The 26,708-nt window shown below is 59.9% G+C and carries 25 protein-coding genes, 5 tRNA genes and 1 riboswitch; of the genes, 20 read left to right on the top strand and 10 right to left on the bottom strand.

Going from position 1 to position 26,708, the window contains the following annotated elements; all coding sequences use genetic code 11:
- Positions 1-36 precede the first annotated feature (36 nt).
- The 5 genes from astA to astE are packed head-to-tail and all read left to right on the top strand — an operon-like array spanning position 37 to position 5,222.
- Complete coding sequence (gene astA / locus ACVI9W_RS05440; RefSeq protein WP_157193550.1) at positions 37-1,062, top strand: arginine N-succinyltransferase; 1,026 nt, start codon at positions 37-39, stop codon at positions 1,060-1,062.
- Positions 1,059-2,525 carry a succinylglutamate-semialdehyde dehydrogenase gene (astD, locus tag ACVI9W_RS05435; protein WP_461531796.1) on the top strand — a complete coding sequence of 489 codons (1,467 nt, stop codon included), beginning with the start codon at positions 1,059-1,061 and terminating at the stop codon, positions 2,523-2,525. The genes astA and astD overlap by 4 nt, the downstream gene beginning before the upstream one ends.
- A 24-nt stretch (positions 2,526-2,549) precedes the next feature.
- Complete coding sequence (gene astB, locus ACVI9W_RS05430; protein WP_461529413.1) at positions 2,550-3,899, top strand: N-succinylarginine dihydrolase; 1,350 nt, start codon at positions 2,550-2,552, stop codon at positions 3,897-3,899.
- Positions 3,900-3,913: 14 nt separating this feature from the next.
- Positions 3,914-4,204 carry a topoisomerase II gene (locus tag ACVI9W_RS05425; RefSeq protein ID WP_461529412.1) on the top strand — a complete coding sequence of 97 codons (291 nt, stop codon included), beginning with the start codon at positions 3,914-3,916 and terminating at the stop codon, positions 4,202-4,204.
- A 10-nt stretch (positions 4,205-4,214) separates the two neighbouring features.
- Positions 4,215-5,222, top strand: a complete 1,008-nt coding sequence (gene astE, locus ACVI9W_RS05420; protein ID WP_461529411.1) for a succinylglutamate desuccinylase — start codon at positions 4,215-4,217, stop codon at positions 5,220-5,222.
- Positions 5,223-5,251: 29 nt separating this feature from the next.
- Here the strand turns inward: astE and ACVI9W_RS05415 are convergent, their stop codons facing one another.
- Complete coding sequence (locus ACVI9W_RS05415; protein ID WP_461529410.1) at positions 5,252-5,758, bottom strand: 6,7-dimethyl-8-ribityllumazine synthase; 507 nt, start codon at positions 5,756-5,758, stop codon at positions 5,252-5,254.
- A gap of 93 nt (positions 5,759-5,851) precedes the next feature.
- Positions 5,852-6,004: riboswitch (FMN riboswitch) on the bottom strand.
- A 294-nt stretch (positions 6,005-6,298) separates the two neighbouring features.
- Here ACVI9W_RS05415 and alaS point away from each other — a divergent pair.
- From alaS to mgtE, 8 genes are all read left to right on the top strand, one after another.
- Positions 6,299-8,917, top strand: coding sequence for an alanine--tRNA ligase (gene alaS, locus ACVI9W_RS05410; RefSeq protein ID WP_461529409.1), 2,619 nt, complete (start codon positions 6,299-6,301; stop codon positions 8,915-8,917).
- A gap of 88 nt (positions 8,918-9,005) precedes the next feature.
- Positions 9,006-10,241, top strand: coding sequence for an aspartate kinase (locus ACVI9W_RS05405; RefSeq protein ID WP_038613454.1), 1,236 nt, complete (start codon positions 9,006-9,008; stop codon positions 10,239-10,241).
- A 183-nt stretch (positions 10,242-10,424) separates the two neighbouring features.
- On the top strand, positions 10,425-10,613 hold the full coding sequence (csrA, locus tag ACVI9W_RS05400) for a carbon storage regulator CsrA (RefSeq protein ID WP_002554426.1): 189 nt from the start codon (positions 10,425-10,427) through the stop codon (positions 10,611-10,613).
- A gap of 72 nt (positions 10,614-10,685) precedes the next feature.
- Positions 10,686-10,776 (top strand) — tRNA-Ser (locus ACVI9W_RS05395).
- Between the two features lie 108 nt (positions 10,777-10,884).
- Positions 10,885-10,961, top strand: a tRNA-Arg gene (locus ACVI9W_RS05390).
- 77 nt (positions 10,962-11,038) lie between these two features.
- Positions 11,039-11,115 (top strand) — tRNA-Arg (locus ACVI9W_RS05385).
- A gap of 77 nt (positions 11,116-11,192) precedes the next feature.
- Positions 11,193-11,269: transfer RNA gene (locus tag ACVI9W_RS05380), tRNA-Arg, on the top strand.
- A 332-nt stretch (positions 11,270-11,601) separates the two neighbouring features.
- Positions 11,602-13,044, top strand: coding sequence for a magnesium transporter (mgtE, locus tag ACVI9W_RS05375; protein ID WP_157193543.1), 1,443 nt, complete (start codon positions 11,602-11,604; stop codon positions 13,042-13,044).
- Between the two features lie 64 nt (positions 13,045-13,108).
- Here the strand turns inward: mgtE and ACVI9W_RS05370 are convergent, their stop codons facing one another.
- Positions 13,109-13,435, bottom strand: coding sequence for an Arc family DNA-binding protein (locus ACVI9W_RS05370; RefSeq protein WP_038616878.1), 327 nt, complete (start codon positions 13,433-13,435; stop codon positions 13,109-13,111).
- 343 nt (positions 13,436-13,778) lie between these two features.
- Between ACVI9W_RS05370 and phnN the strand changes: the two genes are divergently transcribed.
- The gene (gene phnN, locus ACVI9W_RS05365; protein ID WP_461529408.1) at positions 13,779-14,375 is read left to right on the top strand and encodes a phosphonate metabolism protein/1,5-bisphosphokinase (PRPP-forming) PhnN; all 597 of its coding nucleotides are present in this window, start codon (positions 13,779-13,781) and stop codon (positions 14,373-14,375) included.
- Between the two features lie 3 nt (positions 14,376-14,378).
- Here the strand turns inward: phnN and ACVI9W_RS05360 are convergent, their stop codons facing one another.
- On the bottom strand, positions 14,379-14,594 hold the full coding sequence (locus ACVI9W_RS05360; protein WP_461529407.1) for a hypothetical protein: 216 nt from the start codon (positions 14,592-14,594) through the stop codon (positions 14,379-14,381).
- Between the two features lie 103 nt (positions 14,595-14,697).
- A complete protein-coding gene (locus ACVI9W_RS05355; protein ID WP_461529406.1) occupies positions 14,698-14,853 on the bottom strand; it encodes a hypothetical protein in 156 nt (51 codons plus the stop codon).
- Between the two features lie 42 nt (positions 14,854-14,895).
- Between ACVI9W_RS05355 and ACVI9W_RS05350 the strand changes: the two genes are divergently transcribed.
- The 4 genes from ACVI9W_RS05350 to arsH all read left to right on the top strand — a co-directional run bounded on the left by ACVI9W_RS05350 (position 14,896) and on the right by arsH (position 16,660).
- Positions 14,896-14,972 (top strand) — tRNA-Arg (locus ACVI9W_RS05350).
- A 132-nt stretch (positions 14,973-15,104) separates the two neighbouring features.
- Positions 15,105-15,452: a metalloregulator ArsR/SmtB family transcription factor gene (locus ACVI9W_RS05345; RefSeq protein WP_461529405.1), complete on the top strand. Its 348-nt coding sequence runs from the start codon at positions 15,105-15,107 to the stop codon at positions 15,450-15,452.
- 23 nt (positions 15,453-15,475) lie between these two features.
- Positions 15,476-15,946: an arsenate reductase ArsC gene (locus ACVI9W_RS05340; protein ID WP_461531795.1), complete on the top strand. Its 471-nt coding sequence runs from the start codon at positions 15,476-15,478 to the stop codon at positions 15,944-15,946.
- 12 nt (positions 15,947-15,958) lie between these two features.
- The gene (gene arsH / locus ACVI9W_RS05335; RefSeq protein WP_038613443.1) at positions 15,959-16,660 is read left to right on the top strand and encodes an arsenical resistance protein ArsH; all 702 of its coding nucleotides are present in this window, start codon (positions 15,959-15,961) and stop codon (positions 16,658-16,660) included.
- Between the two features lie 86 nt (positions 16,661-16,746).
- Here arsH and ACVI9W_RS05330 read toward each other — a convergent pair whose 3' ends face one another.
- The gene (locus ACVI9W_RS05330) at positions 16,747-17,361 is read right to left on the bottom strand and encodes a hypothetical protein (protein WP_461529404.1); all 615 of its coding nucleotides are present in this window, start codon (positions 17,359-17,361) and stop codon (positions 16,747-16,749) included.
- A gap of 205 nt (positions 17,362-17,566) precedes the next feature.
- Here ACVI9W_RS05330 and ACVI9W_RS05325 point away from each other — a divergent pair, with 205 nt between their 5' ends.
- On the top strand, positions 17,567-18,580 hold the full coding sequence (locus ACVI9W_RS05325; RefSeq protein ID WP_461529403.1) for a sensor domain-containing diguanylate cyclase: 1,014 nt from the start codon (positions 17,567-17,569) through the stop codon (positions 18,578-18,580).
- Positions 18,581-18,658: 78 nt separating this feature from the next.
- On the opposite strand, the gene ACVI9W_RS05320 is transcribed toward ACVI9W_RS05325, so the two are convergent.
- The 3 genes from ACVI9W_RS05320 to ACVI9W_RS05310 all read right to left on the bottom strand — a co-directional run bounded on the left by ACVI9W_RS05320 (position 18,659) and on the right by ACVI9W_RS05310 (position 20,985).
- Entirely contained in the window at positions 18,659-19,198 is a 540-nt protein-coding gene (locus ACVI9W_RS05320) for a methylated-DNA--[protein]-cysteine S-methyltransferase (protein ID WP_461529402.1), read from the bottom strand.
- A gap of 80 nt (positions 19,199-19,278) precedes the next feature.
- On the bottom strand, positions 19,279-20,325 hold the full coding sequence (locus tag ACVI9W_RS05315; RefSeq protein ID WP_461529401.1) for an LLM class oxidoreductase: 1,047 nt from the start codon (positions 20,323-20,325) through the stop codon (positions 19,279-19,281).
- A gap of 24 nt (positions 20,326-20,349) precedes the next feature.
- Positions 20,350-20,985 carry a glutathione S-transferase family protein gene (locus ACVI9W_RS05310; protein WP_461529400.1) on the bottom strand — a complete coding sequence of 212 codons (636 nt, stop codon included), beginning with the start codon at positions 20,983-20,985 and terminating at the stop codon, positions 20,350-20,352.
- Between the two features lie 132 nt (positions 20,986-21,117).
- Between ACVI9W_RS05310 and ACVI9W_RS05305 the strand changes: the two genes are divergently transcribed.
- Positions 21,118-22,023 (top strand): LysR substrate-binding domain-containing protein, encoded by a 906-nt coding sequence (locus ACVI9W_RS05305; protein ID WP_461529399.1) that lies wholly within the window; start codon positions 21,118-21,120, stop codon positions 22,021-22,023.
- A 39-nt stretch (positions 22,024-22,062) separates the two neighbouring features.
- On the opposite strand, the gene ACVI9W_RS05300 is transcribed toward ACVI9W_RS05305, so the two are convergent.
- Together ACVI9W_RS05300 and ACVI9W_RS05295 are read right to left on the bottom strand one after the other, a co-directional pair.
- The gene (locus tag ACVI9W_RS05300; RefSeq protein WP_461529398.1) at positions 22,063-23,589 is read right to left on the bottom strand and encodes an efflux transporter outer membrane subunit; all 1,527 of its coding nucleotides are present in this window, start codon (positions 23,587-23,589) and stop codon (positions 22,063-22,065) included.
- A 38-nt stretch (positions 23,590-23,627) separates the two neighbouring features.
- Complete coding sequence (locus ACVI9W_RS05295) at positions 23,628-26,708, bottom strand: efflux RND transporter permease subunit (RefSeq protein WP_461529397.1); 3,081 nt, start codon at positions 26,706-26,708, stop codon at positions 23,628-23,630.

Below are 26,708 nucleotides of genomic sequence, written 5' to 3'. Positions count from 1 at the left end.
CGCGGCAGGCCAAAGGCCGCCGCCCGAGGAGATAGCATGATCGTTCGTCCCGTACGCAGCAGCGATTTACCGGCGCTGATCGAGTTGGCGCGCAGCACCGGCACTGGCCTGACCACCTTGCCGGCCAACGAGGAGCGCCTGGCGCACCGGGTCAGCTGGGCCGAGAAAACTTTCCGTGGCGAAGCGGAGCGTGGCGACGCTGACTACCTGTTCGTGCTGGAAAACGACGAAGGCGTGGTGGTCGGGATTTCCGCCATCGCCGGCGCGGTCGGCTTGCGTGAGCCCTGGTACAACTACCGGGTCGGCCTGACGGTCAGCGCCTCGCAAGAGCTGAACATCTACCGCGAGATCCCCACGCTGTTTCTTGCCAACGACCTGACCGGCAATTCCGAGCTGTGTTCGTTGTTTCTGCGCAGCGACCATCGCAGTGGCCTCAACGGCCGTCTGCTGGCCAAGGCGCGCCTGCTGTTCATCGCCGAGTTTGCCGAACTGTTCGGCAACAAGATCATTGCCGAGATGCGCGGTATGTCTGATGAACAGGGGCGCTCACCGTTCTGGGAGAGCCTGGGCCGACACTTCTTCAAAATGGAGTTCAGCCAGGCCGATTACCTGACCGGTGTCGGCAACAAAGCGTTCATCGCCGAGCTGATGCCCAAGTTTCCGCTGTACACCTGTTTCCTTTCCGAAGCCGCTCGTGGCGTGATCGGTCGTGTCCACACCGACACCGAGCCGGCCTTGGCCATGCTCAAGAGCGAAGGCTTCAGCTACCAGGGCTATGTCGACATTTTCGACGCAGGCCCCGCTGTGGAATGCGAAACCAGCAAGATTCGTGCGGTGCACGACAGCCAGGCGCTGGTGCTGGCCGTTGGCACGCCGGGCGACGATGCCACGCCATTCATCATCCACAACCGTAAGCGCGAAGAGTGCCGCATCACCGCGGCGCCGGCGCGTCTGGCGGCCGGAACCCTGGTGGTCGATCCGTTGACCGCAAAACGCCTGCGCCTGAGCGCCGGTGATCAGGTGCGTGCCGTGCCGCTGTCTGCTGCCCGGGAGGCCAAATAATGACGACTCACTTTATCGCCGGCAGTTGGCAGGCGGGGCAGGGCGAAGCGCTGCAATCGCTGGATCCGGTCAGCCAAAAGGTTATCTGGCAAGGCCAGGGTGCCAGTGCCGAGCAGGTCGATAGCGCCGTCAAGGCGGCGCGCCAGGCCTTTGCCGGCTGGGCGCTACAGTCGCTGGAGGCTCGCATCAGTGTGCTCGAAGCCTTTGCTGCGGCACTCAAGGCCAACGCTGACGAACTGGCTCACTGCATTGGTGAAGAAACCGGCAAGCCGCTGTGGGAAGCCGCTACCGAAGTGACCAGCATGGTCAACAAGGTAGCCATCTCGGTGCAGAGCTACCGCGAGCGTACCGGTGAGAAAAGCGGCCCGCTGGCCGATGCCACCGCCGTGCTGCGCCACAAGCCGCACGGTGTGGTAGCGGTGTTCGGCCCTTACAACTTCCCTGGTCATCTGCCTAACGGTCATATCGTTCCGGCGCTGCTGGCGGGTAATACCGTGGTGTTCAAACCCAGCGAGCTGACGCCCAAGGTCGCCGAACTGACGGTCAAGTGCTGGATCGAAGCTGGCTTGCCAGCGGGCGTCTTGAACCTGGTGCAGGGCGCGCGTGAAACTGGTGTAGCCCTCGCCGCCAACCCGGGCATCGATGGCCTGTTCTTCACCGGTTCCAGCCGTACCGGCAACTTGCTGCACCAGCAGTTCGCCGGCCGCCCGGACAAGATCCTGGCCCTGGAAATGGGCGGCAACAACCCGCTGGTGGTCGATGAGGTCAAGGATCTGGATGCGGCGGTCTACACCATCATCCAGTCGGCGTTTATCTCTGCCGGCCAGCGCTGCACCTGCGCGCGTCGTCTGCTGGTACCGCAAGGCGCGTGGGGCGATTCACTGCTCAAGCGTTTGGTCGAGGTGTGCAAGACCATCTCCGTCGGCGCCTTCGATCAGCAACCGGCACCGTTCATGGGCTCGGTCATCTCGCTGGCGGCCGCCAAGGCGCTGCTCGATGCTCAGGCGCAATTGCTGAGCAACGGTGGTGTGTCGCTGCTGGGCATGACCCAGCCGCAAGCCTCTGCTGCCTTGCTGACCCCGGGTATCGTCGATGTAACCGCTGTAGCCGGGCGCCCGGACGAAGAGTTTTTCGGCCCGTTGCTGCAGGTCATTCGCTACAGCGATTTCGACGCGGCGATTGCTGAAGCCAACAACACCCAGTACGGCCTTGCCGCCGGTTTGCTGTCCGACTCGCATGCCCGTTATCAGTACTTCTGGCTGCAAAGCCGCGCGGGCATCGTCAACTGGAACAAGCAGCTGACCGGTGCTGCTAGCAGTGCGCCGTTCGGTGGTGTAGGTGCCAGCGGCAACCATCGCGCCAGTGCCTACTATGCAGCCGACTATTGCGCTTACCCGGTAGCCTCGCTGGAGACTGCCAGCCTGACCCTGCCTGCCACGCTGACGCCAGGCGTCTCCCTATAACAAAAGGTCCACGGAGCCTTGCCGATGAAATCGTTTGAAGTGAACTTTGATGGTCTGGTGGGACCGACGCATAACTACGGCGGGCTGTCCTACGGCAACGTTGCCTCGCAGAGCAACAGCCAGCAGGCGTCCAACCCGCGCGAAGCCGCGCGTCAGGGCCTGGCGAAGATGAAAGCGCTGATGGAGATGGGTTTCCAGCAGGGCGTACTGGCGCCGCAGGAGCGTCCGGACGTTGGCGCACTGCGCCGTCTGGGCTTCTCCGGCACTGATGCCGAGGTGATCCAGCGCGCCGCCAAAGAAGCGATGCCATTGCTGGTTGCCAGCTGCTCGGCGTCGAGCATGTGGGTGGCCAACGCCGCCACGGTCAGCCCGAGTGCCGACACCGCCGACGGTCGCGTGCATTTCACCGCCGCCAACCTCAACTGCAAATATCACCGCAGCATCGAACACCCGACCACCAGCCGTGTGCTCGGGGCGATGTTCGCCGACAGCAAGCACTTTGCCCACCATGCCGCGTTGCCGGCGGTGGCGCAGTTCGGTGATGAAGGTGCCGCCAACCACACGCGCTTCTGCCGGAGCTACGGCGAGGCTGGCGTGGAGTTCTTCGTCTATGGCCGCAGCGCCTTCGACACCCGCTACCCGGCCCCGCAGAAGTACCCGGCACGCCAGACCCTCGAGGCTTCCCAGGCGGTCGCCCGGCTGCACGGGCTGAGCGAGGAGGGTGTGGTGTTTGCCCAGCAGAACCCGGCGGTTATCGACCAGGGTGTGTTCCACAACGACGTGATCGCGGTGGGTAACGGCGAGGTGCTGTTCTACCACGAAGACGCCTTCCTCGAGACCGAGGCGATGCTTGGCCAACTGCAAGCTAAACTGGCTAAACGGGGTGGCAACTTCAAGGCGATCTGCGTGCCACGCTCGGCTGTCACGGTAGAGGATGCGGTGCGTTCGTACCTGTTCAACAGCCAGCTGCTGACCCGTGCCGACGGTTCGATGCTGCTGATCGTCCCGGAAGAGTGCCGCAACAACGAGCGTGTCTGGGCCTACCTGTCGGCGTTGACCGGCCAGGGTGGTCCGGTTGCCGAGGTCAAGGTTTTCGACCTCAAGCAGAGCATGCAGAACGGCGGTGGCCCGGCGTGCCTGCGTTTGCGCGTGGCACTCAATGAAACTGAACTGGCAGCGGTCAATTCAGGGGTTATCATGACGGCGCCGCTGTACGACACCCTGACCCAGTGGGTCGACAAGCACTACCGCGACCGCCTGAGCGAAGCCGACCTGGCGGACCCGCAACTGTTGCTGGAGTGCCGTACGGCACTGGATGAGCTGACCCAGATCCTCAAACTGGGTTCGGTCTATCCGTTCCAACTCCAACCTTGAGAGAGAATTCGACTATGTCCGACACCCTGCAGCTGATCCTTGAAGATGACGATGGTACCCAGCTGGAAACTTCCTGCACCCGCTTTGCGGTGGTCTGGCAAGGCAAGGAGGTATGGATTCAGCAGGATGGCCGTGGTCAGCTGCTGATCGGTGTCGACGTCGAAGAAGACGACGCTGAATACGCCAATCTGTTGCTGCGCCCGCTGGCCACCAACCTGGTTAGCCTGCAGCTGGAAATGGAACCGGCTGACGCCGGCGGCGATGATGATCACGTACATGGTCCTGATTGCGGCCACCATCACTAAGGAATAGCCCATGCTCGCCCTCGGCAAACTGCTCGAACTGACCCTTGCCGGTCGTGAACCGGCAGAGAAGACCCAGCTGACTGTCGACGGCGTGCGCATGCGCTGGCTTGGCGAGGGGGCGCTTGAAGTGCGCCCTCCTGAAGCGCGTGACAACGGCATGGACCTGCTGCTTTCGGCAGGTATCCACGGTAACGAAACCGCCCCCATCGAGCTGCTCGACGAGTTGCTGCATGGCATCGCCAAGGGCGAGATCAAGCCGCGGGCGCGGATTCTGTTCCTGTTTGGCAACCCCGAAGCGATCCGCAAGGGCGAGCGTTATCTGGAGCAGGACGTCAACCGCCTGTTCAATGGTCGGCATGAGCTCTCCAGTGGTTCGGAAGCGTTGCGCGCTTGCGAGCTGGAGCGTCTGGCCACCACCTTTTTCAGTGTGCCCGGACGTACCCGGTTGCACTACGATCTGCACACCGCCATTCGTGGCTCGAAGATCGAACAATTTGCACTCTATCCGTTCAAGGAAGGCCGCCAGCATTCTCGTCGCGAGCTGGCGCGCCTGCGTGCGGCAGGCATGGAGGCTGTGTTGCTGCAAAGCAAGACGTCGGTCACCTTTACCGCCTACACCTACGAAACGCTCGATGCTGAAGCCTTTACCCTGGAACTGGGCAAGGCGCGGCCCTTTGGAGAGAACGCGCAGGTCAACCTTGAGCGTCTGGACACCCGCCTCAAGCAGATCATCGAAGGCAACGAGCCTGAGGAGCCTGAAGCGCTGGATGGCTTGCAGCTGTTTAGCGTAGCCCGCGAGATCATCAAGCACAGCGACAGCTTCCACTTGCATCTGCCAGCGGACATCGAGAATTTTTCAGAGTTGTCCAAGGGCTATCTGCTGGCAGAAGATCTGAGCAGCACGCGCTGGATCGTCGAAGAGGAGGGGGCGCGGATCATTTTCCCCAATCCCAAGGTCAAGAATGGCTTGCGGGCGGGGATTCTGATCGTGCCTACCACGCCCGATCAGTTGGTGTAGGAGCGGATAAATCCGCTCCTACAGCTGTATCAACCTACGCGTTTCTGTGGCACGTCATTGCGGCGCAGGGCGCGCAACTTCTGCAGCGTATCGGCACAGGTCTTCGCCGCCTCGGCACCCTTGACCAGGAAATGCTCGAAGTAGAAGTTCTGATGCTCATCGCCTGCGTGGAAGTGATGCGGGGTCAGGACCACCGAGAACACCGGTACCTCGGTTTCCAGCTGAACCTGCATCAGGCCGCTGATTACTGACTGCGCAACGAATTCGTGGCGGTACAGGCCGCCATCGACGACCAGGCCAGCGGCAACAATGCCGGCATAGCGGCCGCTACGGGCCAGCAGTTTGGCGTGCAGGGGGATTTCGAAGGCGCCACCGACTTCAAAGAAATCGATATCGCTTGCCTGATAGCCCAAAACGCCCATTTCCTCGACGAAGGCTTTACGTGCCTGATCGACAATATCCTTGTGCCAGCAGGCCTGGATGAAGGCGATGCGCTCGTGGGAAGGGTTTTTGCTATCGATTGCGGTAGGTTGCATTGAAACGGACTCCTGTTTGTATGAGAAACAGGGCATCTGGATCGAAGGGGATTTCGCCACGCAGGTGCGCAACGACAGGCACAGGTGTGCCTATCCCGCTCTCTCTTTATCCGGACTATGACCGTCGGCCCCGGAATCACACCGGGTCTGCTGACCTTGCAAGGCAAGCCTGCAAGCGCTCGCGGGCTATGCGCAGGTTGCGCAATTACCGCCGGTGGGGAATTGCACCCCGCCCTGAGAACGTTGCCACCGAGCGTCGGCGGCGGAGAATTATTAGCACATATGTGAAGCGAACGTATAGGCTGCTAACGATATTTTTGCGGATGAATGGCATTTCATCCGGGAAACCTTGCCAATTCCACCTCGCATCCCCAGTAATACGCGATCAGCTGAAGGTTGCAGAGCGTCCAATTGACGGTTTCTATAGCATAAACACACTGCATCCGAGCCTAAGGCCCGATATAATGCGGCCCTTTGCCGTCGTTTCGTCAATTTGACGCAAGCATTTGCCGTAAGGCCGCCGTTTCCGTGGAAGAACCTATGAAAAGCGCAGAAATCCGTGAAGCCTTCCTTCGCTTCTTCGAAGAGCAGGGACATACCCGAGTTGCCTCCAGCTCCTTGATTCCGGGCAACGACCCGACCCTGCTGTTCACCAACGCGGGGATGAACCAGTTCAAGGACTGCTTCCTTGGCCAGGAAAAGCGCGCCTACACCCGCGCGACCAGCAGCCAGAAGTGCGTGCGCGCCGGTGGCAAGAACAGCGACCTGGAAAACGTCGGCTACACCGCCCGTCACCACACATTCTTCGAAATGCTGGGTAACTTCAGCTTCGGTGACTATTTCAAGAAAGACGCCATCACCTACGCCTGGACCTTCCTGACCAAGGTGCTGAACCTGCCGGAAGAAAAGCTCTGGGTCACCGTCTATGCCAGCGATGACGAGGCATACGACATCTGGACCCGGGAAATCGGCGTCCCGGCCGAGCGCATGGTGCGTATTGGCGACAACAAAGGCGCGCCTTACGCCTCCGACAACTTCTGGACCATGGGCGATACCGGCCCGTGCGGTCCTTGCACCGAGATCTTCTACGATCACGGCCCGGACATCTGGGGCGGCCCACCCGGCTCGCCGGAAGAAGACGGTGACCGTTACATCGAGATCTGGAACAACGTCTTCATGCAGTTCAACCGCACCGCCGACGGCGTACTGCACCCGCTGCCGGCACCGTCGGTGGATACCGGCATGGGCCTGGAGCGCATCAGTGCGGTCATGCAGCACGTGCACTCGAACTATGAGATCGACCTGTTCCGCAGCCTGCTCGAAGCGTCTGCCGCGGCCATCGGCTGCAAGAACGAAGAGCAATCGTCGCTCAAGGTGGTATCCGACCACATCCGTTCGTGCGGCTTCCTGATTGCCGATGGTGTATTGCCGTCCAACGAAGGTCGTGGCTATGTACTGCGCCGGATCATTCGTCGCGCCTGCCGTCACGGCAACAAGCTGGGCGCCACTGGCAGCTTCTTCTACAAGATCGTTGCAGCGCTGGTCGCCGAGATGGGCGAAGCCTTCCCGGAGCTCACCCAGCAGCAAGCCAACATCGAGCGTGTGCTCAAGGCTGAAGAAGAGCAGTTCGCCAAGACCCTGGAGCAGGGCCTGAAGATCCTCGAGCAGGATCTGGCCGAGCTTAAAGGCAGCGTGGTTCCAGGTGACGTGGTGTTCAAGCTCTACGACACCTACGGCTTCCCGATGGACCTGACCGCCGACATCGCTCGCGAGCGCGAACTGACTATCGACGAAGAAGGCTTCGAGCGGGAAATGGAAGCGCAGCGTGAGCGCGCGCGTTCCGCCAGCGCCTTTGGCCTGGACTACAACACCCTGGTCAAGGTTGATGTGGCCACCGAATTCACCGGCTACACCAGCACCGAAGGTGAAGCGAGCATCGTTGCTCTTTATAAGGACGGCAAAGTCGTCGAGCAACTGGCTGAAGGTGAGCAGGGCGTAGTGATCCTCGATCGCACGCCGTTCTACGCCGAATCCGGTGGCCAGGTGGGTGACACCGGTTACCTGCAAGCCGGCAATGTACGCTTTGACGTGCGTGACACCACCAAGACCGGCGGCGCCTTCCTGCACCACGGTGTGGTCGCCAGCGGTACGCTGGTGGTCGGCTCCAAGGTTCAGGCCAAGGTCGACGCCGATGTGCAGCACGCCACCTCGCTGAACCACTCCGCCACTCACCTGTTGCATGCAGCGCTGCGTCAGGTGCTGGGCGATCACGTACAACAGAAAGGCTCGCTGGTCGACAGTCAGCGCCTGCGTTTCGACTTCAGTCACTTCGAAGCGGTCAAGCCTGAGCAGCTCAAGGCTCTGGAAGACATCGTCAATCGCGAAGTGCGCAAGAACTCCGAGGTGCAAACCGAAGAGACCGATATCGATACCGCCAAGCAGAAGGGCGCCATGGCGCTGTTCGGCGAGAAATACGGCGACAGCGTGCGTGTACTGAGCATGGGCGGCGACTTCTCCGTCGAGCTGTGCGGTGGTATCCACGCCAAGCGTACCGGTGATATCGGCCTGCTCAAGATCATCAGTGAAGGCGGTGTAGCCTCCGGTGTGCGCCGTATCGAAGCGGTCACTGGCGAGGCGGCACTGGCTTACCTCAATGCTGCCGAAGAGCAGCTCAAGGAAGCCGCGCAACTGGTCAAGGGCAGTCGCGACAACCTGATCGACAAGCTTTCGGCCGTGCTCGAGCGCAACCGCCAGCTGGAAAAACAGCTGGAGCAACTGCAGGCCAAGGCCGCCAGTGCCGCCGGTGACGACCTGTCCAACTCGGCCGTTGAGGTCAAGGGCGTCAAAGTCCTGGCTGCACGCCTGGATGGTCAGGACGGCAAGGCGCTGCTGGCGCTGGTCGATCAGCTGAAGAACAAACTCGGCCGCGCAGTGATCCTGCTCGGCAGTGTCCATGAGGAAAAGGTTGTACTGGTTGCCGGTGTGACCAAAGACCTGACTGGCCAACTCAAAGCCGGTGATTTGATGAAGCAAGCCGCTGCCGCAGTGGGCGGCAAGGGCGGCGGTCGTCCGGACATGGCGCAAGGTGGTGGCGTTGATACCGCCGCGCTGGACAACGCGCTGGCCCTTACCGTGCCATTCGTGGAACAGGGCGTTTAAGGCGCTGTTCGGCCCGTCGTCTAGTGGCGGGCCGTGGCGTCGTTTGAATGTTTATTGGGTGCCCTTCATGGGCTGAGGCGGCTTTGAAATGGCGTTGATCGTACAGAAATTTGGCGGCACTTCGGTCGGCACGGTCGAGCGAATCGAGCAGGTTGCCGAAAAGGTCAAGAAATTCCGCGAGGCCGGCGATGACCTGGTGGTTGTGCTATCGGCGATGAGTGGCGAAACCAATCGCCTGATCGACCTGGCCAAGCAGATCAGTGATCAGCCGGTTCCGCGTGAGCTGGATGTGATCGTGTCCACTGGCGAGCAGGTGACCATCGCCTTGCTGGCCATGGCCCTGATGAAGCGGGGGATTCCTGCGGTGTCGTACACCGGCAACCAGGTGCGCATCCTCACTGACAGCGCGCACAACAAGGCGCGCATCCTGCAAATCGACGACCAGAAGATTCGTGCCGATATCAAGGCCGGTCGCGTGGTCGTGGTCGCAGGCTTCCAGGGTGTGGACGAGCACGGCAACATCACCACGCTCGGTCGCGGTGGCTCCGACACTACCGGTGTTGCCCTGGCGGCTGCGCTCAAGGCGGACGAGTGCCAGATCTACACCGACGTCGATGGTGTCTACACCACCGATCCGCGTGTGGTGTCCCAGGCTCAGCGTCTGGACAAGATCACCTTCGAAGAGATGCTGGAAATGGCCAGCCTCGGTTCCAAGGTCCTGCAGATCCGTGCCGTCGAGTTCGCCGGCAAGTACAACGTTCCGCTGCGCGTGCTGCACAGCTTCCAGGAGGGTCCGGGTACCCTCATTACTATTGATGAAGAGGAATCCATGGAACAGCCGATCATTTCCGGCATCGCCTTCAATCGCGATGAAGCCAAGCTGACCATTCGCGGCGTACCGGATACCCCGGGCGTTGCCTTCAAGATCCTCGGCCCGATCAGCGCCGCAAACATTGAAGTCGACATGATCGTGCAGAACGTTTCGCACGATAACACCACCGACTTCACTTTTACCGTGCACCGCAACGACTACGACAAGGCCCACAAGGTCCTGGGCAAAACCGCCGAGGAGCTCAACGCTCGCGAAGTGGTGGGCGACACCAACATTGCCAAGGTCTCGATCGTTGGCGTTGGCATGCGCTCGCACGCCGGTGTTGCCAGCCGCATGTTCGAAGCCCTGGCTAAAGAGAGCATCAACATCCAGATGATCTCCACTTCCGAGATCAAGGTCTCGGTAGTGATTGAAGAGAAGTACCTGGAACTGGCGGTACGCGCCCTGCATACCGCTTTCGAACTGGACGCCCCTACCCGACAGGGTGAGTAAGGCGTTGCCTCAAGGGCGCGGCTATGCCGCGCCCTTCGCATTTCTGGCGGGTGTGAGAAATCTGTCGTTTTACTCGCGCTAGTCAATACTTAGGCGTAGGTCGGTAGCCGTCACAGGCTGCGGGCTGAAGCCCTTTTTTTTGCAGACTGTTGTCCCTGAACTGAATTTCGTGAGGAGAAAGGTATGTTGATTCTGACTCGTCGGTGCGCCGAGAGCTTGATCATTGGCGACGGCGAAATCACCGTGACCGTGCTCGGCGTCAAAGGAAACCAGGTGCGAATCGGTGTAAACGCCCCTAAAGAAGTGGCCGTCCACCGCGAGGAAATCTACCTGCGGATCAAGAAAGAGAAGGACGAAGAACCAAGCCATTAATTTTTATCGAGTTTTTTTCAAAAAAGAGTTTGCAAACGGGGAAGCCTCTGGTTATTATACGCCCCGTGTTGCGGAGAGGTGGCCGAGTGGCCGAAGGCGCTCCCCTGCTAAGGGAGTATACCTCACAAGGGTATCGGGGGTTCGAATCCCCCCTTCTCCGCCATTATTCATGTAGGACGCTGTAATCTGCCTGAATCGCCTAAGTCGTTGAAATTAAACGAAAAAGTGGTTGGCAAAAAGATTTAGCGGCCTATAATGCGCGGTAACAAATGCACTCATAGCTCAGCTGGATAGAGTACTCGGCTACGAACCGAGCGGTCGGAGGTTCGAATCCTCCTGAGTGCACCATACGACGAAGCAGTTTTCATCTTGAAAGTTGCTTCAGCTTCAACCAGAGGTGATCTGGTCCATCAAGCGCCAACCCTGCACTCATAGCTCAGCTGGATAGAGTACTCGGCTACGAACCGAGCGGTCGGAGGTTCGAATCCTCCTGAGTGCACCATACGACGAAACAGTTTTCATCTTGAAAGTTGTTTCAGCTGCAACCAGAGGTGACCTGGTCCATCAAGCGCCAACCCTGCACTCATAGCTCAGCTGGATAGAGTACTCGGCTACGAACCGAGCGGTCGGAGGTTCGAATCCTCCTGAGTGCACCATACAACAGAAAGCCCGCCTACCAAGGCGGGCTTTTTGCTTTTCTGCGTTCTGTGTTTTTCTTCCTGACATGTGTTTTTTTTATCTTGGTCGCCGTCGCACTGATAGCGGCTGAGATTGTCATAGCGATGTCTCGCAAACGATTGTTCTAGCCACGATTTTTTCAGCACCCTGACAGCCCAAGCGGTGTATGATTGCGCCCGTCAGCCCCGCCGGGGCTTGTGGAAAACCACCATGGACTTACCCAGTAGTTACTCAATAGCAAGTTTTGCCAATCAAGATCTGACTGATTGATTCTCCCGGCGTGCTCCGCTGCTGGGAGTGGAGTTCGCCTATGACTGAAATCGAAGTAAAAAAGACGCAAGAGAGCTTGCAGGATCGCCTGGCTCAGGTGGTCGAGCTGCTGCAGCGTCAACGCGTGGTCGAAGACCTGACTCACCGTCAGGAAGGTCATCACCATGACCTGGTAGAAAACCTCGTTCACCGCCAGAACCTCGTCGAGCTGCAGCGCAAGCTCGATGATCTGCACTCCGCTGACGTCGCTTACATTCTCGAAGCCTTGCCCCTGGACGATCGCCTGACCGTCTGGCAGTTGGTCAAGGCCGAGCGCGACGGCGACATCCTCCTGGAAGTATCCGACTCGGTTCGTGAAACCCTGATCGCCGACATGGACGATCATGAGCTGCTCGCCGCCGCCAAGGAAATGGACGCCGACGAACTGGCCGACCTGGCGCCAGAGTTGCCCCGCGACGTTGTCCATGAGCTGATGGAAACCCTCGATGCCCAGCAGCGTGAGCGCGTCCGCTCCGCGTTGAGCTATGACGAGGAGCAGGTCGGTGCGTTGATGGACTTCGAGATGGTCACCATCCGTGAAGACGTCAGCCTGGAAGTGGTGTTGCGTTACCTGCGTCGGCTCAAAGAGCTGCCCGGGCATACCGATAAACTCTTCGTGGTCGATTACGACGGCATCCTCAAGGGTGTGCTGCCGATCAAGCGTCTGCTGGTCAACGACCCCGAGAAGCAGGTGGCCGAAGTCATGGCCGATGACCCGGTGGTGTTCCAGCCAGAAGAAGACGCTTACGACGCCGCGCAGGCGTTCGAGCGTTACGACCTGGTATCGGCGCCGGTCGTGGACAAGAACGGTCGCCTGATCGGCCGTCTGACCATTGACGAGATGGTCGACCTGATTCGTGAGGAAAGCGAGACCGAAGTGCTGAACATGGCCGGTCTGCGCGAAGAGGAAGACATCTTTGCCTCGGTCTGGCGTTCGTTGCGCAACCGTTGGGCGTGGCTGGCGATCAACCTGATTACAGCATTCGTGGCCTCGCGGGTGATCGGCCTGTTTGAAGGCTCGATCGAGAAGCTGGTGGCGCTGGCGGCACTGATGCCGATCGTGGCGGGAATCGGCGGCAACTCCGGCAACCAGACTATCACCATGATTGTGCGTGCCATGGCGCTTGACCAGGTCAGTCCGGGCAACACCACGCGGCTGATGCGCAAAGAGCTGGCGGTGGCCTTGATCAACGGCCTGGTGTGGGGCGGAGTGATTGGTGTGGTGGCCTATCTGCTGTATGGCAGCTGGTCGCTGGGTGTGGTGATGACCGCGGCAATGACCCTCAATCTGCTGCTTGCAGCACTGATGGGCGTGTTGATTCCAATGACCCTGGCACGCCTGGGGCGCGACCCGGCCATGGGGGCCAGCGTGATGATCACTGCCATGACCGACAGTGGCGGGTTCTTTATCTTCCTTGGTCTTGCGACCATCTTCCTGTTGTAAGCGCCCCACCGGAACACAAAAAAGCCAGCATTCGCTGGCTTTTTTTATTGCGGCGGGCAGTGAATCAGGAAGCGTCCGCAGCCATCTCGACGTCGTGAGCAATCAAGGCCACCAGCGCGTTCTGCTGGCGATGGGAAAGTTGGCGGAAGCGTTGCAGCAATTCACGTTCGTGCAGCGACAGCTCCGGGCTGTCCAGGCGCATGCTCAGCTCGTCACCCAGGGCTCCTTCCTGGATCAGGCTCTGCTCCAGGCGGGCGATGATTTCCGAGTTCATGCTGCGATGGTGGTGGCGCGCTACTTCGGCAATGCGCTCACGCATTCCGTCGGGGAGGCGGACGACGAATTTGTCAGCGGTGCGGCTAGAGTAAACAGCCTGTTTCATTGGGCGCATATAATTGACCGGTTTTAGTTCAGGGGGAAGCGGTTCTCGAAATTGGCCGCACGATCTCAGTACGACCATCACGGCGACAAAATGTTCAACCTGAATTGTGAATGAGGTGTGAATCATGCCTCATTGTCGCCGGTTCCTTGGCGTCAATTCTGTGACAAATATTGAACCGGGTGGAGGCGTTTTGCCAGTACCAATTATCAGAAATGAGGACTGGTTTGAAAAGTTTTCATTTTTCATTCAGCGATCCGTCGCTGTCTTTGCCATCACCTGTTGGTACCAGGCGAAAAAGGCCGTTGAAAGCGTCTAGAATGCGCAGGCTTCCTTACCGATGAGCATAGTGGCTATGCAGCATGACGCAAGCGCCGCGCCCCGTACAGCACTCCCTGGGCGTCTGGTTTATTTGATGGGGCCCTCTGGTTCCGGAAAGGACTCATTGATTGATGCTGCCCGCGAAGCATTGGCGGCTCACCACCTGGCAATTGCTCGACGGGTGATCACTCGTTCGGCTGAAGCCAAGGGGGAGGATGCCGTTGGCGTTTCGCCTGAGCGTTTTGCACACATGCATGCCGAGGGCGACTTTGCCCTGTGCTGGCGAGCCAATGGTCTGGACTATGGCATCCCGGTGCAGATCGACCACTGGTTGCAGCAGGGGCGGAACGTGCTGGTCAATGGCTCGCGCGCGCACCTGGCCGAGGCGCGGCAACGCTATCCTGATCTTCTGGCGGTACTGCTGACTGTCGAGCCCCAGGTATTGCGTCAGCGCCTGCTCGCCCGTGGCCGGGAGAGTCTGGAGGATATCGAGCGTCGCCTGGCGCGCAGCCAGCAACTGCAGCTGCCTGGTGAGGATGTGTACGTGCTGGATAACTCCGCCCGGCTCGAAGACACCGTGGAACGATTGCTCGAGTTGCTGCGTCAACAGGGTCTGCTTGCTGGCCGTTGAGGCTTAGAAGGTCAGCCGCTGTTCGGATGTGGGTTGCAGCCTGGGCGGCTGGATCGAGGCCGGCACCGTTTCTGTAGCGGTGTCGAATTCTGTCAGCTGTGGAGCCATTGCCGGCGCTGTTCCGGCCGGGGAGGTTGCCACTGCGCCTTGCGGTTGCAGCATCAAGGCCAGCAGTACAGCCAATGCCAGGACGTTGAGCAAAAGCAGTGTGCGGTTCATCAGGCATACTCCACAGCAGTGAAGGGCGGTTGCCGGGCAACTTTGTTATCAAATTGCACGCTGCATGCCAGTCTTTTTCTGGTTTTTAATCCTTTAAAATCAATTACTTATGTTGATTTTCGCGCGATTTATCCGTGCATTTTGCAGTAATGGCCCACTGCCTTGTTGCAAAATGCACGATCCCCATCGCCAGCGGGCTAAAAGCTACAGGCAAAAAGCCCACGGATGACATGACAAATGCCGGTATGCTGGTTAACATGCACGCCGTCCTCCGTCGTGCAGCGCTCGTTGCCGGCCCAGCGTCTCAGTAGCTCAATTGGATAGAGCATCCCCCTCCTAAGGGGAAGGTTGGCAGTTCGAACCTGCCCTGGGACACCATCTTGCTCAAAACTTCTTCGCATAGCTGCTGGTATCGGCAGACCGCAATGGATCGGCTCTACGGAAAAACGTATTGCTTTTAATATATGGATATCCGTATATTCGATTATCCATATATAAAGGCTGTTCCGAATGATCACTCCTCCTGAGGTCTTCAAAAGTCTTGCGGATGAGACCCGTGCCCGTGCCACTCTGCTGATCGCCAATCAGGGCGAGCTTTGTGTCTGCGAGCTGATGTGCGCACTCGACGACAGTCAGCCGAAGATCAGCCGTCACCTCGCTCAATTGCGCAGCAGCGGTCTGCTGCTGGATCGTCGCCAGGGGCAATGGGTCTATTACCGCCTCAATCCAGATCTTCCTGGCTGGGTGCACGAAATCCTGCAGGTGACATTCCAGGCAAACAGCGACTGGCTGCAAAGCAACGCGTCGCGTCTGCAGAACATGGATGAACGTCCTGTCCGCGATGCGGCTTGTTGCTGAATCCCCTGATGAGTGAATTTTCCATGCGAATACTGTTCATGTGCACGGCCAATAGCTGTCGCAGCATTCTTTCGGAAGCCATGTTCAATCACCTGGCGCCGGAAGGATTCGAGGCGGTGAGTTCCGGCAGCTTTCCCAAGGGAGTGGTACTCCCGCTCAGTCTGGCCACGCTGCAGCAGGCCGGCATTTCCATTGAAGGTTTGAGCAGCAAAGGCAACGATTTTTTCGAGGAAAGCCCTCCGGATATCGTCATTACCGTCTGCGACAAGGCGGCGGGCGAAACCTGCCCGGTGTACTTCGGCCCGGCGCTGAAATCCCATTGGGGCCTGGAAGATCCATCCGACGTGAGGGGGGACGACGCTGTGGTTGCTGCGGCGTTCCGCGCAACGCTGAGCCGCATTGAGCAACGCTGCAAAGCATTCTTCGACCTTCCCTTTAGCCATCTCGGCCGCGATCAGCTCCAGCGCGAGCTGGATCGAATCGGCGCTCTCTGAGCAGGAGGACATATGTCAGAGCAACTACCCAACCTGGACCTTTCCCTGTTCGACGGTGCATCGGGCGCGAGCCGCCCCAGCGATCACAAGCCGCGCATTCTGTTGTTGTATGGATCAACCCGTGAGCGCTCGTTCAGCCGGCTGTTGGTGGAGGAGGCTGCACGACTCCTGGAGCACTTCGGTGCAGAAACCCGCCTGTTCAATCCTTGCGGGTTGCCCCTGCCTGACGATGCCCCTGTAGAGCATCCCAAGGTGCAGGAGCTTCGTGACCTGGTGTTGTGGTCAGAGGGACAGGTCTGGTGTTCGCCGGAACGGCATGGCGCGATGTCGGCAGTGTTCAAGGCGCAGATTGACTGGATTCCGCTGGCGCTAGGCGCCATCCGCCCCAGCCAGGGCAAGACGCTGGCAGTCATGCAGGTCTGTGGCGGTTCACAGTCGTTCAACGTGGTTAATCAGCTTCGGGTGCTGGGTCGCTGGATGCGGATGTTCACCATCCCCAACCAGTCCTCGGTGCCGAAGGCGTTCATGGAGTTCGACGAAGCAGGCCGGATGAAAGCGTCGGCGTACTACGACCGGGTCGTCGATGTGATGGAGGAGTTAGTGAAATTCACCCTGCTGCTTCGCGACCGGCAGGAATATCTGGTGGATCGCTACTCGGAGCGCAAGGAGAGCGCCGAGCAACTCTCGGCCCGTGTAAACCAGCGCTCGATCTGAGGCTGACGTTAACCTCACTACCATTGACTGGCCCGCCTCACCGGCGGGCCTTACAACTGGCTGGCTAATCGCCTTGCGGTTTTCGCTCAAAGCAGGGGATCTTTTTCCCGCGGATCGTCGGCGGTACTGGTCTGTGTCGAGTCCGTCGGTGTCAGCTGCGCCACCAGATTCGCCGACAATTCAGGCTCCTGAATATGCGCATTGAGCGTGGCCAGCGATTGCAGTTCGGTTTCTTTGTTCAGCAGTTCGGCAATTTTCCGTCCGATTATCTCCCGCTGCTCTGGGGGCAGGGCGTCGAACTCTTCCTCAGTGATGCCCAGATCGTTGAGCAGTTTGAGTTTGATCTTCTCGGCTGGCGAGAGGGCCATGTAGTCGCGAAACTCTTGGGCGGCGCCGGTAGTCGCAGTGTCAGTTGCAGCGGCACTGGCCTGTTCGCGTCGGGCAATATCCGGGTTTTGCAACTGTACCTTGAGCTTGGCGAAGGCTTCTTCGCGGGCATCGTCGGCGTTCTGCTGTGCAGTGTTGCCGCTATTTTGCTGTTGTGCGGCCGCGCCGCTGGTGGCAACCGGGGCGCGAAACTGGGCCTGCAACTCGGCGCTTGCCTCAGGCGTGCTGCGTATAGGATTGATTACCTGCTGTTGCCAGCCGACTCCATTGACGATGTTCACCAGATCGATCTCCTTGAATGAATGCAGGAACACGTTCCATCAAGGGCAAAACCTGTGCCAGCTGGTCAACGTCCCGTTAGGCTCTACTCTATTAGGGGTTGTGCAGTAGAGCGGTCGACGCACCCTCGGAGCATGTTTGCCTAGAAGGGGAAATTCCTTGCCGTCGACGGCAAATCAATCAGTGAGACCGTGATAAGGCAAGACTGGAACGACGACGTCCGGACAAGGGAGAAAGTCCATGAGTCAAGCACCTGAATCGACAGGATCCGGGGTTCCCTCTGTAACGTTTGAGCGCGCGCAGCTGCAAACGCTGCTGGATCTGATCAGTGACGGTATCTGGGATTGGAACGCCAATACCGGATACGTCTACCGCAATCCAGGCTGGTACCAGATGCTTGGCTATGCCAACCACTCGCTGGATAACTCGGTGTTCACCTGGGAGAGTGTCATCCATCCCGACGACTATCCGCGGGTGATGGAGCATTTTGAGGCCTACATCACCCAGCGCGCTGAACAGTATCGAGTGCAGTACCGCTGCAAATGTCAGGATGGCAGCTACCTGTGGATCGAAGACAGCGGCCATATCATTGCGCGCAACCCGGATGGCTCGGTGGCGCGGATGCTCGGCGCCCATCGCAACATCGACGCCAGCAAGCGTTTGTTGCAGCAGCTGGAGCAGCAGAATCATTCACTCGAGGCACTGGTCGCCGAGCGTACGCGTGAACTGTCGTGGGTCAATCAGCAGTTGCAGCGTCAACTGGACGAAAATCGCGACCTGGCTGAACGTGATGCCCTGACCCTTATCGCCAACCGCTATCGCCTGGAAAAAGTCCTGCAGCAAGAATGTGAACGCGCCCGGCGTTTTCGTCAGCCACTGTCGTTGATCGTTATGGATCTGGACGACTTCAAGCCGATTAATGATCGATACGGTCACGCGCGGGGTGATAGCGCCCTGGTCGACCTGGTGGGGCGCATCAGAAGTTGTTTGCGTGAGTCGCAGCTACTGGCGCGTTGGGGCGGTGATGAGTTTGCCGTGGTGCTGGCCGGCGCGTCACTTGATGATGCGCGCAGGCTGGCGATGACCATTCGCCAGGTGCTGGAGCAGGCGCCGCCGATAGGCGAGTGCCAACTGACCATGAGCTACGGCGTGGTTCAGCGCCTGGATGGCGAGGATCAGGCGCAGCTGATGGCGCGAGCCGACCAGGCGTTGTATCGGGCCAAGACGGCGGGCAAGGACCGGGTGGGTGAATAAAAAAACCCACCGCGATGCGCACAGTGGGTAGAAAAAGTGTTTGTTGTCAGTAAATGGCAGGCGCTGGCGCGCCTGCCTTCAGGTTTGCCTGTCGGGTGCGCACGCCAGGTCGTTGCGCGAGTGCTCGGCTTCCAGCACAAGCAGGCCACGCTTTTTGTCCAGGCCGCCGCTATAACCGGTCAGGGCGCCGCTGGCGGCGATAACCCGATGACAGGGGACGATGATCGAGATCGGGTTCACCGCATTGGCCATGCCGATGGCGCGCGCCGATCCTGGTTTGCCCATGGCCTTGGCAAGTGCGCCATAAGTAGTGGTGGTGCCGTAGGGCACCGTCCTGAGCAATGCCCAGGCCTCATGTAAAAAACGGCTGCCGGTCGGTGCGAGTTCAATATCGAAGTCGGTCCTGCTACCGGTGAAGTACTCGTTCAATTGCTGGCTGATTTGCCTGACTGCGTCCTGTTGGAAAACGGCATTGGCGTATTCAACACGTGTGTAAAGCGCTCCGGGTAAGGCGAAGTCCAGTCGCAACAGTGCACCGTTGCCATCGACCAAAAGGTCTATCCGCCCCAGTTGGCTGTCGAAGTGGCCGCGGTAGAAGGTCGTCCTGGCGAGGTGCATCCGAATGGTCCTTGTGATGGCTGAAGGTATTGCAGGCTGCCGGCGTTGCAAGGGCACTCCGGCAGCTGCGTGCAAGTTGTTTACCAGTGCTGTGGAAGAGGCTTCGGTCCATCGTGAGAAGGGAACAATGGCAGCACCTCTTCACCCAGTTCCTGAATGATTTCGTGCGCAGGACGTTGTGCCAGGTGGATACCGATCGCCGCATGGTTGACGCCGGCCTCGCGCCATTCACTGAGCAGATCGATCAAACCGTTGCGCCCGGTTTGAAGCACATAACCTCCGCGCAGCTCTTTGCGGGCAAAGTTCGGGTTCTCGTGCAGGTCGATCCATTCGTTGGTGACGTGGGGACGGAAACCCCGGTCTGGAATTTGACTGCGCCAGGCGCTGATCTTCTGCGCAAGTCGCCTCGGGCCCTCAATGTTTTGCGTTGATTGCGGATAGGTCAGCCAGCCATCGGCATGTTCACCCAGCCATTGCATGGATTGGCGTGAAGAGCCGGTGACCAGCAAAGGAATGTTGCCTGTGGCAGGTTTGGGCAAAAGCTGCGCCCCACTCAGGTGCCCGAGTGTAGAGACGATGGTTTTTTCTTCCTTTTGCAGTAACTGACGGAAGTAGCTCACCGCTTCGGCGAAGCGTTCGCCGCGTTCGCTGTGCTCCAGGCCATAAGCTGGAAACTCGACAGGCCGGTCACCCGAAGCAATCCCCATGACCAGACGGCCACCGGACAGCTGGTCAATCGTCGAAGCAGCTTTGGCCAGGTCGATCGGATGGCGCAGGGAAAAAATCGCACTGCCGGTGGCCAGGCTGATTCGCTTGGTCCTGGCGGCCAGGTAGGCCAGGTAGGTGAAGGGGTCGAAGACTTGCCCGGCATCGCCGAAGTACGGATCGAACAACGGCACGTCCCTGACCCAGGCGGCAGCGAACCCGTGCCGGTCGATCTCGCTGACGAGGTCGGCCTGCCCGACCAGGACGCTCATGTCACCTTCGTAGAAGCGCAATGGCAGAAAGATGCCCAGCGTCAGCTGGTCTGCTGCGAACATCCGGTTGTAGCCAGGGTGCCCGGCAAAGGCTGGCGCGCTGGCGCCTCGGGTGGTTGTGCGGTCGGTGCGTATCACGGTCTCGTTCATGCCGATTCTCTTCTGCGGTAAGTGTCAGGGGCCGGTCGCGGGTTGGGGTTTGCTGATGCCACGTTGCACTGCAGGGCGCTGGCTGACGTGTTCGAACCAGGTGCTCAGGTGAGTGAAGTGGCTGAAGTCGAAATTGATGATGCGGGCAATGTGCATCCAGCCGAAGGTGGCTATGTCGGCGATGCTGTACTCCGAGCCGGCCAGCCAGTAGTTGTCTTTGAGCTGGTTGTCGAGCGTGGCGAAGGCGTCTTCGGTGAGGCGCCGATAGCGTTCGATCACAGCTGGGTTCTGTGTGCTTTCAAATAGCTCGTAGTGCACACGTTGCCCGAGGATCGGACCCGTGCTCGAGGTGTGAAACATCAACCATTTGATCGCCGACCAACGCATGATCAGATTGCTGGGCAGCAGGCGGCCGGTCTTTTCGGCCAGGTAAAGCAGGATTGCCGCAGACTCGAACAAGGTGACGCCGGTATCTTCGTCGACCAGAACGGGAATACGGCCGTGCGGGTTGAGTTTCAGAAAGTCAGGCTGGCGATGTTCTCCCTGTTCGATGCGTACGTGCTTGAGTACGTATGGCAGTCCCAGCTCTTCAAGGGCAATGGTGATCTTGAATCCGTTAGGTGAACTATCGGTATAAAGGATTAAATCAGGGGTTTTCATTTTCCACTGTCTACCTTAGATATGCTGCTTTCTAGTCAGTGCCTCAGTTGCTATCCTAGTGATGAGCCGCTTGATTGAGAAACGATGAATTCTCCTTCGGCGCGTTAGATTTTCTAAACTGAGGATAGACACATGGGAGCAGTCTTACCGTTGCTCGCACTGCGTGCCTTTACTGAGACAGGGCGCCTGGGGAGCTTGAAAGCAGCAGCTGAAAGCCTGGGTGTCACGCCGGGGGCGGTCAGTCAGCAGATCCGCTTGCTGGAAGAGCGCATAGGGGTAGCGCTGTTTGTGCGCGGACGCCATGGGGTCTATCTCACCGAAGCGGGGGCGCGTGTACACCCTGGCTTGTTGCGCGGTTTTGACCAGATCGAGAAGTCGCTTTCCACTCTGGAAACGCTGGCGGTGGAAAAAACCCTCACCATCAGCACGGTGCCTTCGTTCGCTTCGGCCTGGCTGGTGCCGCGCCTCGGGCGTTTCAGTGAGCTGCACCCGGAGATCGAAGTGCGCGTGGAGGCTTCGGCGAAAATTGTCGACTTCAAACGCGACAGAATCGATGTGGCGCTGCGTCATGGGTTGGGCAGTTATCCGGGGCTGGAGTCGATCCGGCTGATGGCGCCGGTGTTGCTGCCGGTTGCAAGTCCAGGATTGCTCGCCCAGGGGCCGCAGATACGTGAGCCTGCCGACTGCCTTGACTACCCGCTGCTGCAAGACGGTGATCGCGCCGACTGGGTGCTCTGGTTGCAAGCCCATGGTGTGCAAGTGGGAGACGAGGCGCGGCGCGGGATGAGTTTTGAAGAGGATCTGTTGTTGTTGCGTGCAGCCGCAGCAGGGCAGGGTATTGCCTTGGTCCAGGACACTCATGTCCAGGAAGATATCGACTCCGGCAAACTGGTTGTGGCGCTGGACAAGCCCTGGCCGTCACGTTTTGCCTACTACGTGGTCACGCGTCCGGATGCCACGCAACGTCCCGAGGTGCAGGCGTTTATCGACTGGGTCGTTGCCGAGGCCAACAGTATGGCAGCGCTGCCTGCTTTGTAAGAAAACGCCGCCCCTGCTGATAGCCAGGGCGGCGCTTGATCATTCGCTGCGGATGTTGCTGACAATGGCGTGCTGCTTTTGCAGCGCATCTTCCCAGCCGCCACCCAGCGCCCGGACCAGGCGCACGGTTGAGCGCGCCTTGTCGCTGTTGAGGCGGGCACTTGCCAGTTGCTGGGCGAGCATGGTGCGGTCGGCATCAATGGTATCGAGCTGGGTATGCGAGCCTTCGCGATATTGCAGGTGGGAAAGCTGTGCTGCCCGCTCCGACGCTGACAGGGCGATCTGCTGCGCGCGGCTCTGTTCGGCCATGATGCGCAAGAGCGCAAGATTGTCTTCGACTTCCGCGAACGCTTTGAGCACCACTTCCCGGTAGCGCGCTACATCCTCCTCGTAGGCTGCGCGCGAGTAGTCCACGCCGGCCTGGCGACGACCACCATCGAACAAGGGCAGCGTCATCGCGGCGCCTACCAGCGGACCGAGCAGGAAGGTGCGGCTGGACCACTCGAACAGATTACCCAGTTCACTGGATTCGAAACCGCCCGAAGCCGTGAGTTCCAGCTTCGGGAAGAACGCCGCTTTAGCGATGCCGATGCGCGCGTTGGCTGCCGCCATGGCACGTTCTGCAGCGGCGATGTCCGGTCGGCGCTCGAGCAGGGAAGAGGGCAGGCCAGGAGGGATTTCGATGTCTTTCGCTGTGAGCAACTGGGGTTCGAGGCTGAACGTTGCCGGAGCAAGTCCGAGCAGGATGGCCAGGGCGTGTTCTGCCGAGGCGCGATTGCGCTCGACACCCAGCGCTTCGGAGCGTGCGGCCTCAAGTTCGCTGTGCGCGCGGACCAGATCGAGCTCGCCGGCATCGCCATTGTCGTGACGGTGCTTGATCAGGCGGTAGGTGTCATTGCGCAATTCCAGGGTGCGTCGATAGACATACAGTTGTGTGTCCAGTTCACGAATCAGGAAGTAGTTTTCCGCGACATCGGCCTGCAAAGCCAGCAGTACTGTGCGATACAGTGCGCCGCTTTTCTCCAGTTCGGCCGTGGCCGCTTCAACTTGCGCGTCGATCCTTCCGGCCAGGTCAACTTCATAGCTGATACCCAGCTCTGCGCGCCACAGTGTGAAGGTGTTGGCCGGGCCACCGTCGGGCAGGTCCTGAGAGGCCGGAGACTCGCGCTGGCGCGATGGACCGAAGGCAGCATCGATGCGTGGCATTTTTTCTGCGCGGGCGTCGCGCTGCAAGGCGCGCGCTTGCTTGAGCCGCGCAGCGGCGGCCTGCAGTCCGGGGTTGGCCAGTACGGCCTGTTCTTCAAGCTGGTCGAGGCGCGGGTCGCCAAACACCCGCCACCACTGGCCGCGAAGCTGCTCTTCAGACGGCTGTGCCTGCTTCCAGGAACCAGCCTGATGCTGTGGCAGTGCCGGCGCTTCTTTGTACACCCAGTTCCCGGCGTCGTCCGGGCGTGAGTAATCGGGGGTGAGCGAACAGCCGCTGAGTATTGCCAGGGCCAAGGGCAAGCCCAGGGTCAGCGATAATCGAGCGCCGGTGGGAGTGGAAACTTTTTCGATGATTGTCATTGGATATCCTTTTCGCTGAGCGGTCCTGAAGGCATGGGTCAGAGATGATCAGGGGTTGCCTGCAGCGCTTGATCGTGTGCCTGTGGTTGTGTGGCTGTGGCCGCCAATTGCCGGCCAAAGCGGGCGTATACCGCAGGCAGGACGAACAGGGTGAACAAGGTGCCGACCATCAGGCCCGCCACCAGCACCACCGCGATCGAGCTCTGGCTGCCAGCACCGGCGCCGCTGGCGAACAGCAGCGGCAGCAGCCCGCCAATCATCGCCGCAGTGGTCATCAGGATTGGGCGGACACGGGTGCGGGCAGCGGCACGTACGGCCTCGACCCTGTCCAGGTTCAGGTTACGCTGTGCGGCGTTGGCGAACTCGACGATCAGGATCCCGTGCTTGGCGATCAGGCCTATGAGCGTTACCAGGCCGATCTGGGTGTAGATGTTCAGTGTTGCAAAGCCGAAGAACATCGCTGTCAGCGCTCCGCAGGCCGCCAGCGGGACGGTGGTCAGGATCAGCAGTGGGTCGCGAACGCTTTCAAACTGCGCTGCCAGCACCAGGAAAATGAAGGCCAGAGCAAAGGCGAAGGTGATCGCAAAGCCACCCTGTTCTTGCAGGTACTGGCGTGATTCCCCGAGGAAGTCATGCTGGTAGTCTGCCGGCAGCTGTGCGACTTCTTGCTGCAGGAAGGCCACGGCCTGACCGAGGGTGACGTTGGGTGCCGGGATCGCCACCAGGGTCGAGCTGTTGAGTTGATTGAACTGGGTCAGGGCGTTGGCCTCGACCCCGCGCTCCAGGCTGATCACTGTCGAGAGCGGCACCTGTCCGCCGCTGGCAGTGCGGATGTAGTAGCTTTCGAGAAACTCTGCGGTCAGGCGCTGGTCTCGCGGCGCTTGTGGGATGACATCGTAGGAGCGGCCCTGGGCGCCGAAGCGGTTGACATAGGACTCGCCTACCAGGCGGGCAAAGGTATCGCCGATTTCCTTCATGTCCAGGCCCAGGTCGTGAGCCTTGGAGCGGTCGACACGTACCAGCACGGTGGGGTTGGTAAAGGTCAGGTCGGAGTCGACGAAGGCGAACAGTCCGCTGTTACGTGCCGCGGCTTTGACCTTCTCCATGTTTTCATAGACTTCCTCGTGCCTGGCGGCAGACGTCACCACCAATTGCACCGGAAAACCACCTACCGATCCCGGTAGTGGTGCAGGCAGGAAGGCCGATCCGGCAATGCCTTCCACCGAGGCGAGGTTGCCTTGCAGTTCGGCCATGATCTCTTCGGCCGAGCGTTCACGTTCGCTCCAGGGCTTGAGCATGACCCCGGCCCAACCCTTGTTCAACGAGGCGCCAACGCCTGCCACCATATAGACCGTGCCGGTCTCCGGAATGGACAGCAAGGTCGCCTCGACACGTTTGGCCTGCGCTTCAAGGAACTCCAGGCTGCTGGCTTGCGGTGCCTTCATATCGACGACGATTTCGCCCTGGTCCTCGGCCGGAGCCAGCTCCGACTGCAGGCCATTGAACAGGACGGGCAGGCTTGCCATGGCCCCCAGGCCAATCACCAGCGCCAGGCGAACATCCTTGAGTACCTTGCCCAGCACACGGTCATAGGCATCGACCACGCGGTTGGTGACGGACTCGACACCGCGTGCAAAGCGGCTGGGTGAACCGTGGTTGAGCAGCTTGGCAGCCACGGTTGGTGAAACGGTGAGGGCGACAATTGCCGATACTGCGACGGCGGCCGCCAGAGTAAAGGCAAACTCGCTGAACAAGGCGCCGGTCAGGCCGCCGATCAGTCCCAGCGGCGCATACACCGCAACCAGGGTTGCGGCCATGGTCAGCACCGGGCCGGCAATCTCCCGGGCGCCGTTCTTGGCGGCCTGTAATGATGATTCGCCTTCTTCCATGCGCCGATGGACGTTTTCCACCACCACAATCGCATCGTCGACCACCAGGCCGATGGCCAGGACCATCGCCAGCAGCGTCAACAGATTGAGGCTGAAGCCGAGGGCAAGCATGATCGCGGCCGCGCCGAGCAGCGACAGCGGAATGCTCAGCACGGGTACAGCGACCGCACGCATGGAACCAAGGAAGAGGAAAATCACCAGCACCACTTCCAGGCCGGCAATCACGAACTTGACCAGGACGTTGTCAATCGCGGCATCGATGAACACCGTGACATCGTAGGGGATCGCCATTTTCACTCCCGGTGGCAGGTTCAGTTTGTCGAGTACCTGCCTGGCCTGGCGTGAAATGGTCAGCGGGTTACCCCCGGGTGTCGCCATGACCTCAAGGTACACCGCTGCCTCGCCATTCATGCCGGTGATCTGGTCGCGGCTCTGGGTGCCGATTTCGACCGTGGCAATATCTTCGAGGCGCACCAGGCTTTCGCCTTTTTTCACTACCAGTCGCTTGAAGCCTTCGACCGTGTTGAGGTTGGTGTCGATACGGACGTTGGCAACCACCAGCGCCCCCTTGATCTGGCCGGGCGCCGCCTGGTAGTTATTTTCTTCGATGGCCCGGTCAACGTCGGCAGCAGTAATGCCGTGAGCAGCCATGCGCAGTGGGTCGAGCCAGATACGCATCGACAGGTTCTGTCCGCCCAGTACGTTGACTGCCGCCACGCCTTCGACGGTGGTCAGCATGGGGCGCGCGACGCGCATCAGGTAGTCGGTGATGCCGGTCAACGGTTCGCCTTGCTCAGGGCTGAAACCGGCATAGATCACCCCGATCGCACCGGGAGCCTGGCGTACTACCACCGGGTCGTAGGCTTCTTCGGGAAGCAGGTAGCGTACCTCGTTGACCTTGGCCAGTACCTCGGTGAGGGCCGCGTCAGAGTTGGCGTTCAGGCGCAGGTAGGCGGTGATGGTGCTCAACCCCTGTTCCGAGGATGAGCTCAAGTACTCGACACCTTGGGTGGTGGCGACCGCTTGGGCCAGGGTGGTGGTGACAAAGCCTTGCATCAGCTCGGCCGGCGCGCCCGGGTACTCGGTGGTGACGGTGATCACGGCGCTTTCAATCTTGGGGTACTGGCGCAGGGGCAGGTCCATCAGCGCGCGAATGCCCACCAGGGCGATCAGCAAGGCAAAGGCCAGCGTCAGCACCGGGCGACGAATGAAAATGTCGGTGAAAGCCAT

This window comes from Pseudomonas sp. 210_17 TE3656, from assembly GCF_054821965.1.
This window is presented reverse-complemented; position numbering and strand designations above follow the sequence as displayed.

Coding starts and splice junctions, on each gene's coding strand:
- ACVI9W_RS05310 (WP_461529400.1), bottom strand. CDS start 20,985: ATGAAAACCCCTGATTTAATCCTTTATACCGATAGTTCACCTAACGGA.
- ACVI9W_RS05315 (WP_461529401.1), bottom strand. CDS start 20,325: ATGAACGAGACCGTGATACGCACCGACCGCACAACCACCCGAGGCGCC.
- ACVI9W_RS05345 (WP_461529405.1), top strand. CDS start 15,105: ATGATCACTCCTCCTGAGGTCTTCAAAAGTCTTGCGGATGAGACCCGT.
- ACVI9W_RS05360 (WP_461529407.1), bottom strand. CDS start 14,594: ATGAACCGCACACTGCTTTTGCTCAACGTCCTGGCATTGGCTGTACTG.
- ACVI9W_RS05340 (WP_461531795.1), top strand. CDS start 15,476: ATGCGAATACTGTTCATGTGCACGGCCAATAGCTGTCGCAGCATTCTT.
- ACVI9W_RS05415 (WP_461529410.1), bottom strand. CDS start 5,758: ATGCAACCTACCGCAATCGATAGCAAAAACCCTTCCCACGAGCGCATC.
- ACVI9W_RS05320 (WP_461529402.1), bottom strand. CDS start 19,198: ATGCACCTCGCCAGGACGACCTTCTACCGCGGCCACTTCGACAGCCAA.
- ACVI9W_RS05355 (WP_461529406.1), bottom strand. CDS start 14,853: ATGTTAACCAGCATACCGGCATTTGTCATGTCATCCGTGGGCTTTTTG.
- ACVI9W_RS05425 (WP_461529412.1), top strand. CDS start 3,914: ATGTCCGACACCCTGCAGCTGATCCTTGAAGATGACGATGGTACCCAG.
- ACVI9W_RS05325 (WP_461529403.1), top strand. CDS start 17,567: ATGAGTCAAGCACCTGAATCGACAGGATCCGGGGTTCCCTCTGTAACG.
- ACVI9W_RS05295 (WP_461529397.1), bottom strand. CDS start 26,708: ATGGCTTTCACCGACATTTTCATTCGTCGCCCGGTGCTGACGCTGGCC.
- ACVI9W_RS05305 (WP_461529399.1), top strand. CDS start 21,118: ATGGGAGCAGTCTTACCGTTGCTCGCACTGCGTGCCTTTACTGAGACA.
- ACVI9W_RS05370 (WP_038616878.1), bottom strand. CDS start 13,435: ATGCGCCCAATGAAACAGGCTGTTTACTCTAGCCGCACCGCTGACAAA.
- ACVI9W_RS05405 (WP_038613454.1), top strand. CDS start 9,006: ATGGCGTTGATCGTACAGAAATTTGGCGGCACTTCGGTCGGCACGGTC.
- astE (WP_461529411.1), top strand. CDS start 4,215: ATGCTCGCCCTCGGCAAACTGCTCGAACTGACCCTTGCCGGTCGTGAA.
- alaS (WP_461529409.1), top strand. CDS start 6,299: ATGAAAAGCGCAGAAATCCGTGAAGCCTTCCTTCGCTTCTTCGAAGAG.
- csrA (WP_002554426.1), top strand. CDS start 10,425: ATGTTGATTCTGACTCGTCGGTGCGCCGAGAGCTTGATCATTGGCGAC.
- arsH (WP_038613443.1), top strand. CDS start 15,959: ATGTCAGAGCAACTACCCAACCTGGACCTTTCCCTGTTCGACGGTGCA.
- astA (WP_157193550.1), top strand. CDS start 37: ATGATCGTTCGTCCCGTACGCAGCAGCGATTTACCGGCGCTGATCGAG.
- astB (WP_461529413.1), top strand. CDS start 2,550: ATGAAATCGTTTGAAGTGAACTTTGATGGTCTGGTGGGACCGACGCAT.
- phnN (WP_461529408.1), top strand. CDS start 13,779: ATGCAGCATGACGCAAGCGCCGCGCCCCGTACAGCACTCCCTGGGCGT.
- ACVI9W_RS05300 (WP_461529398.1), bottom strand. CDS start 23,589: ATGACAATCATCGAAAAAGTTTCCACTCCCACCGGCGCTCGATTATCG.
- mgtE (WP_157193543.1), top strand. CDS start 11,602: ATGACTGAAATCGAAGTAAAAAAGACGCAAGAGAGCTTGCAGGATCGC.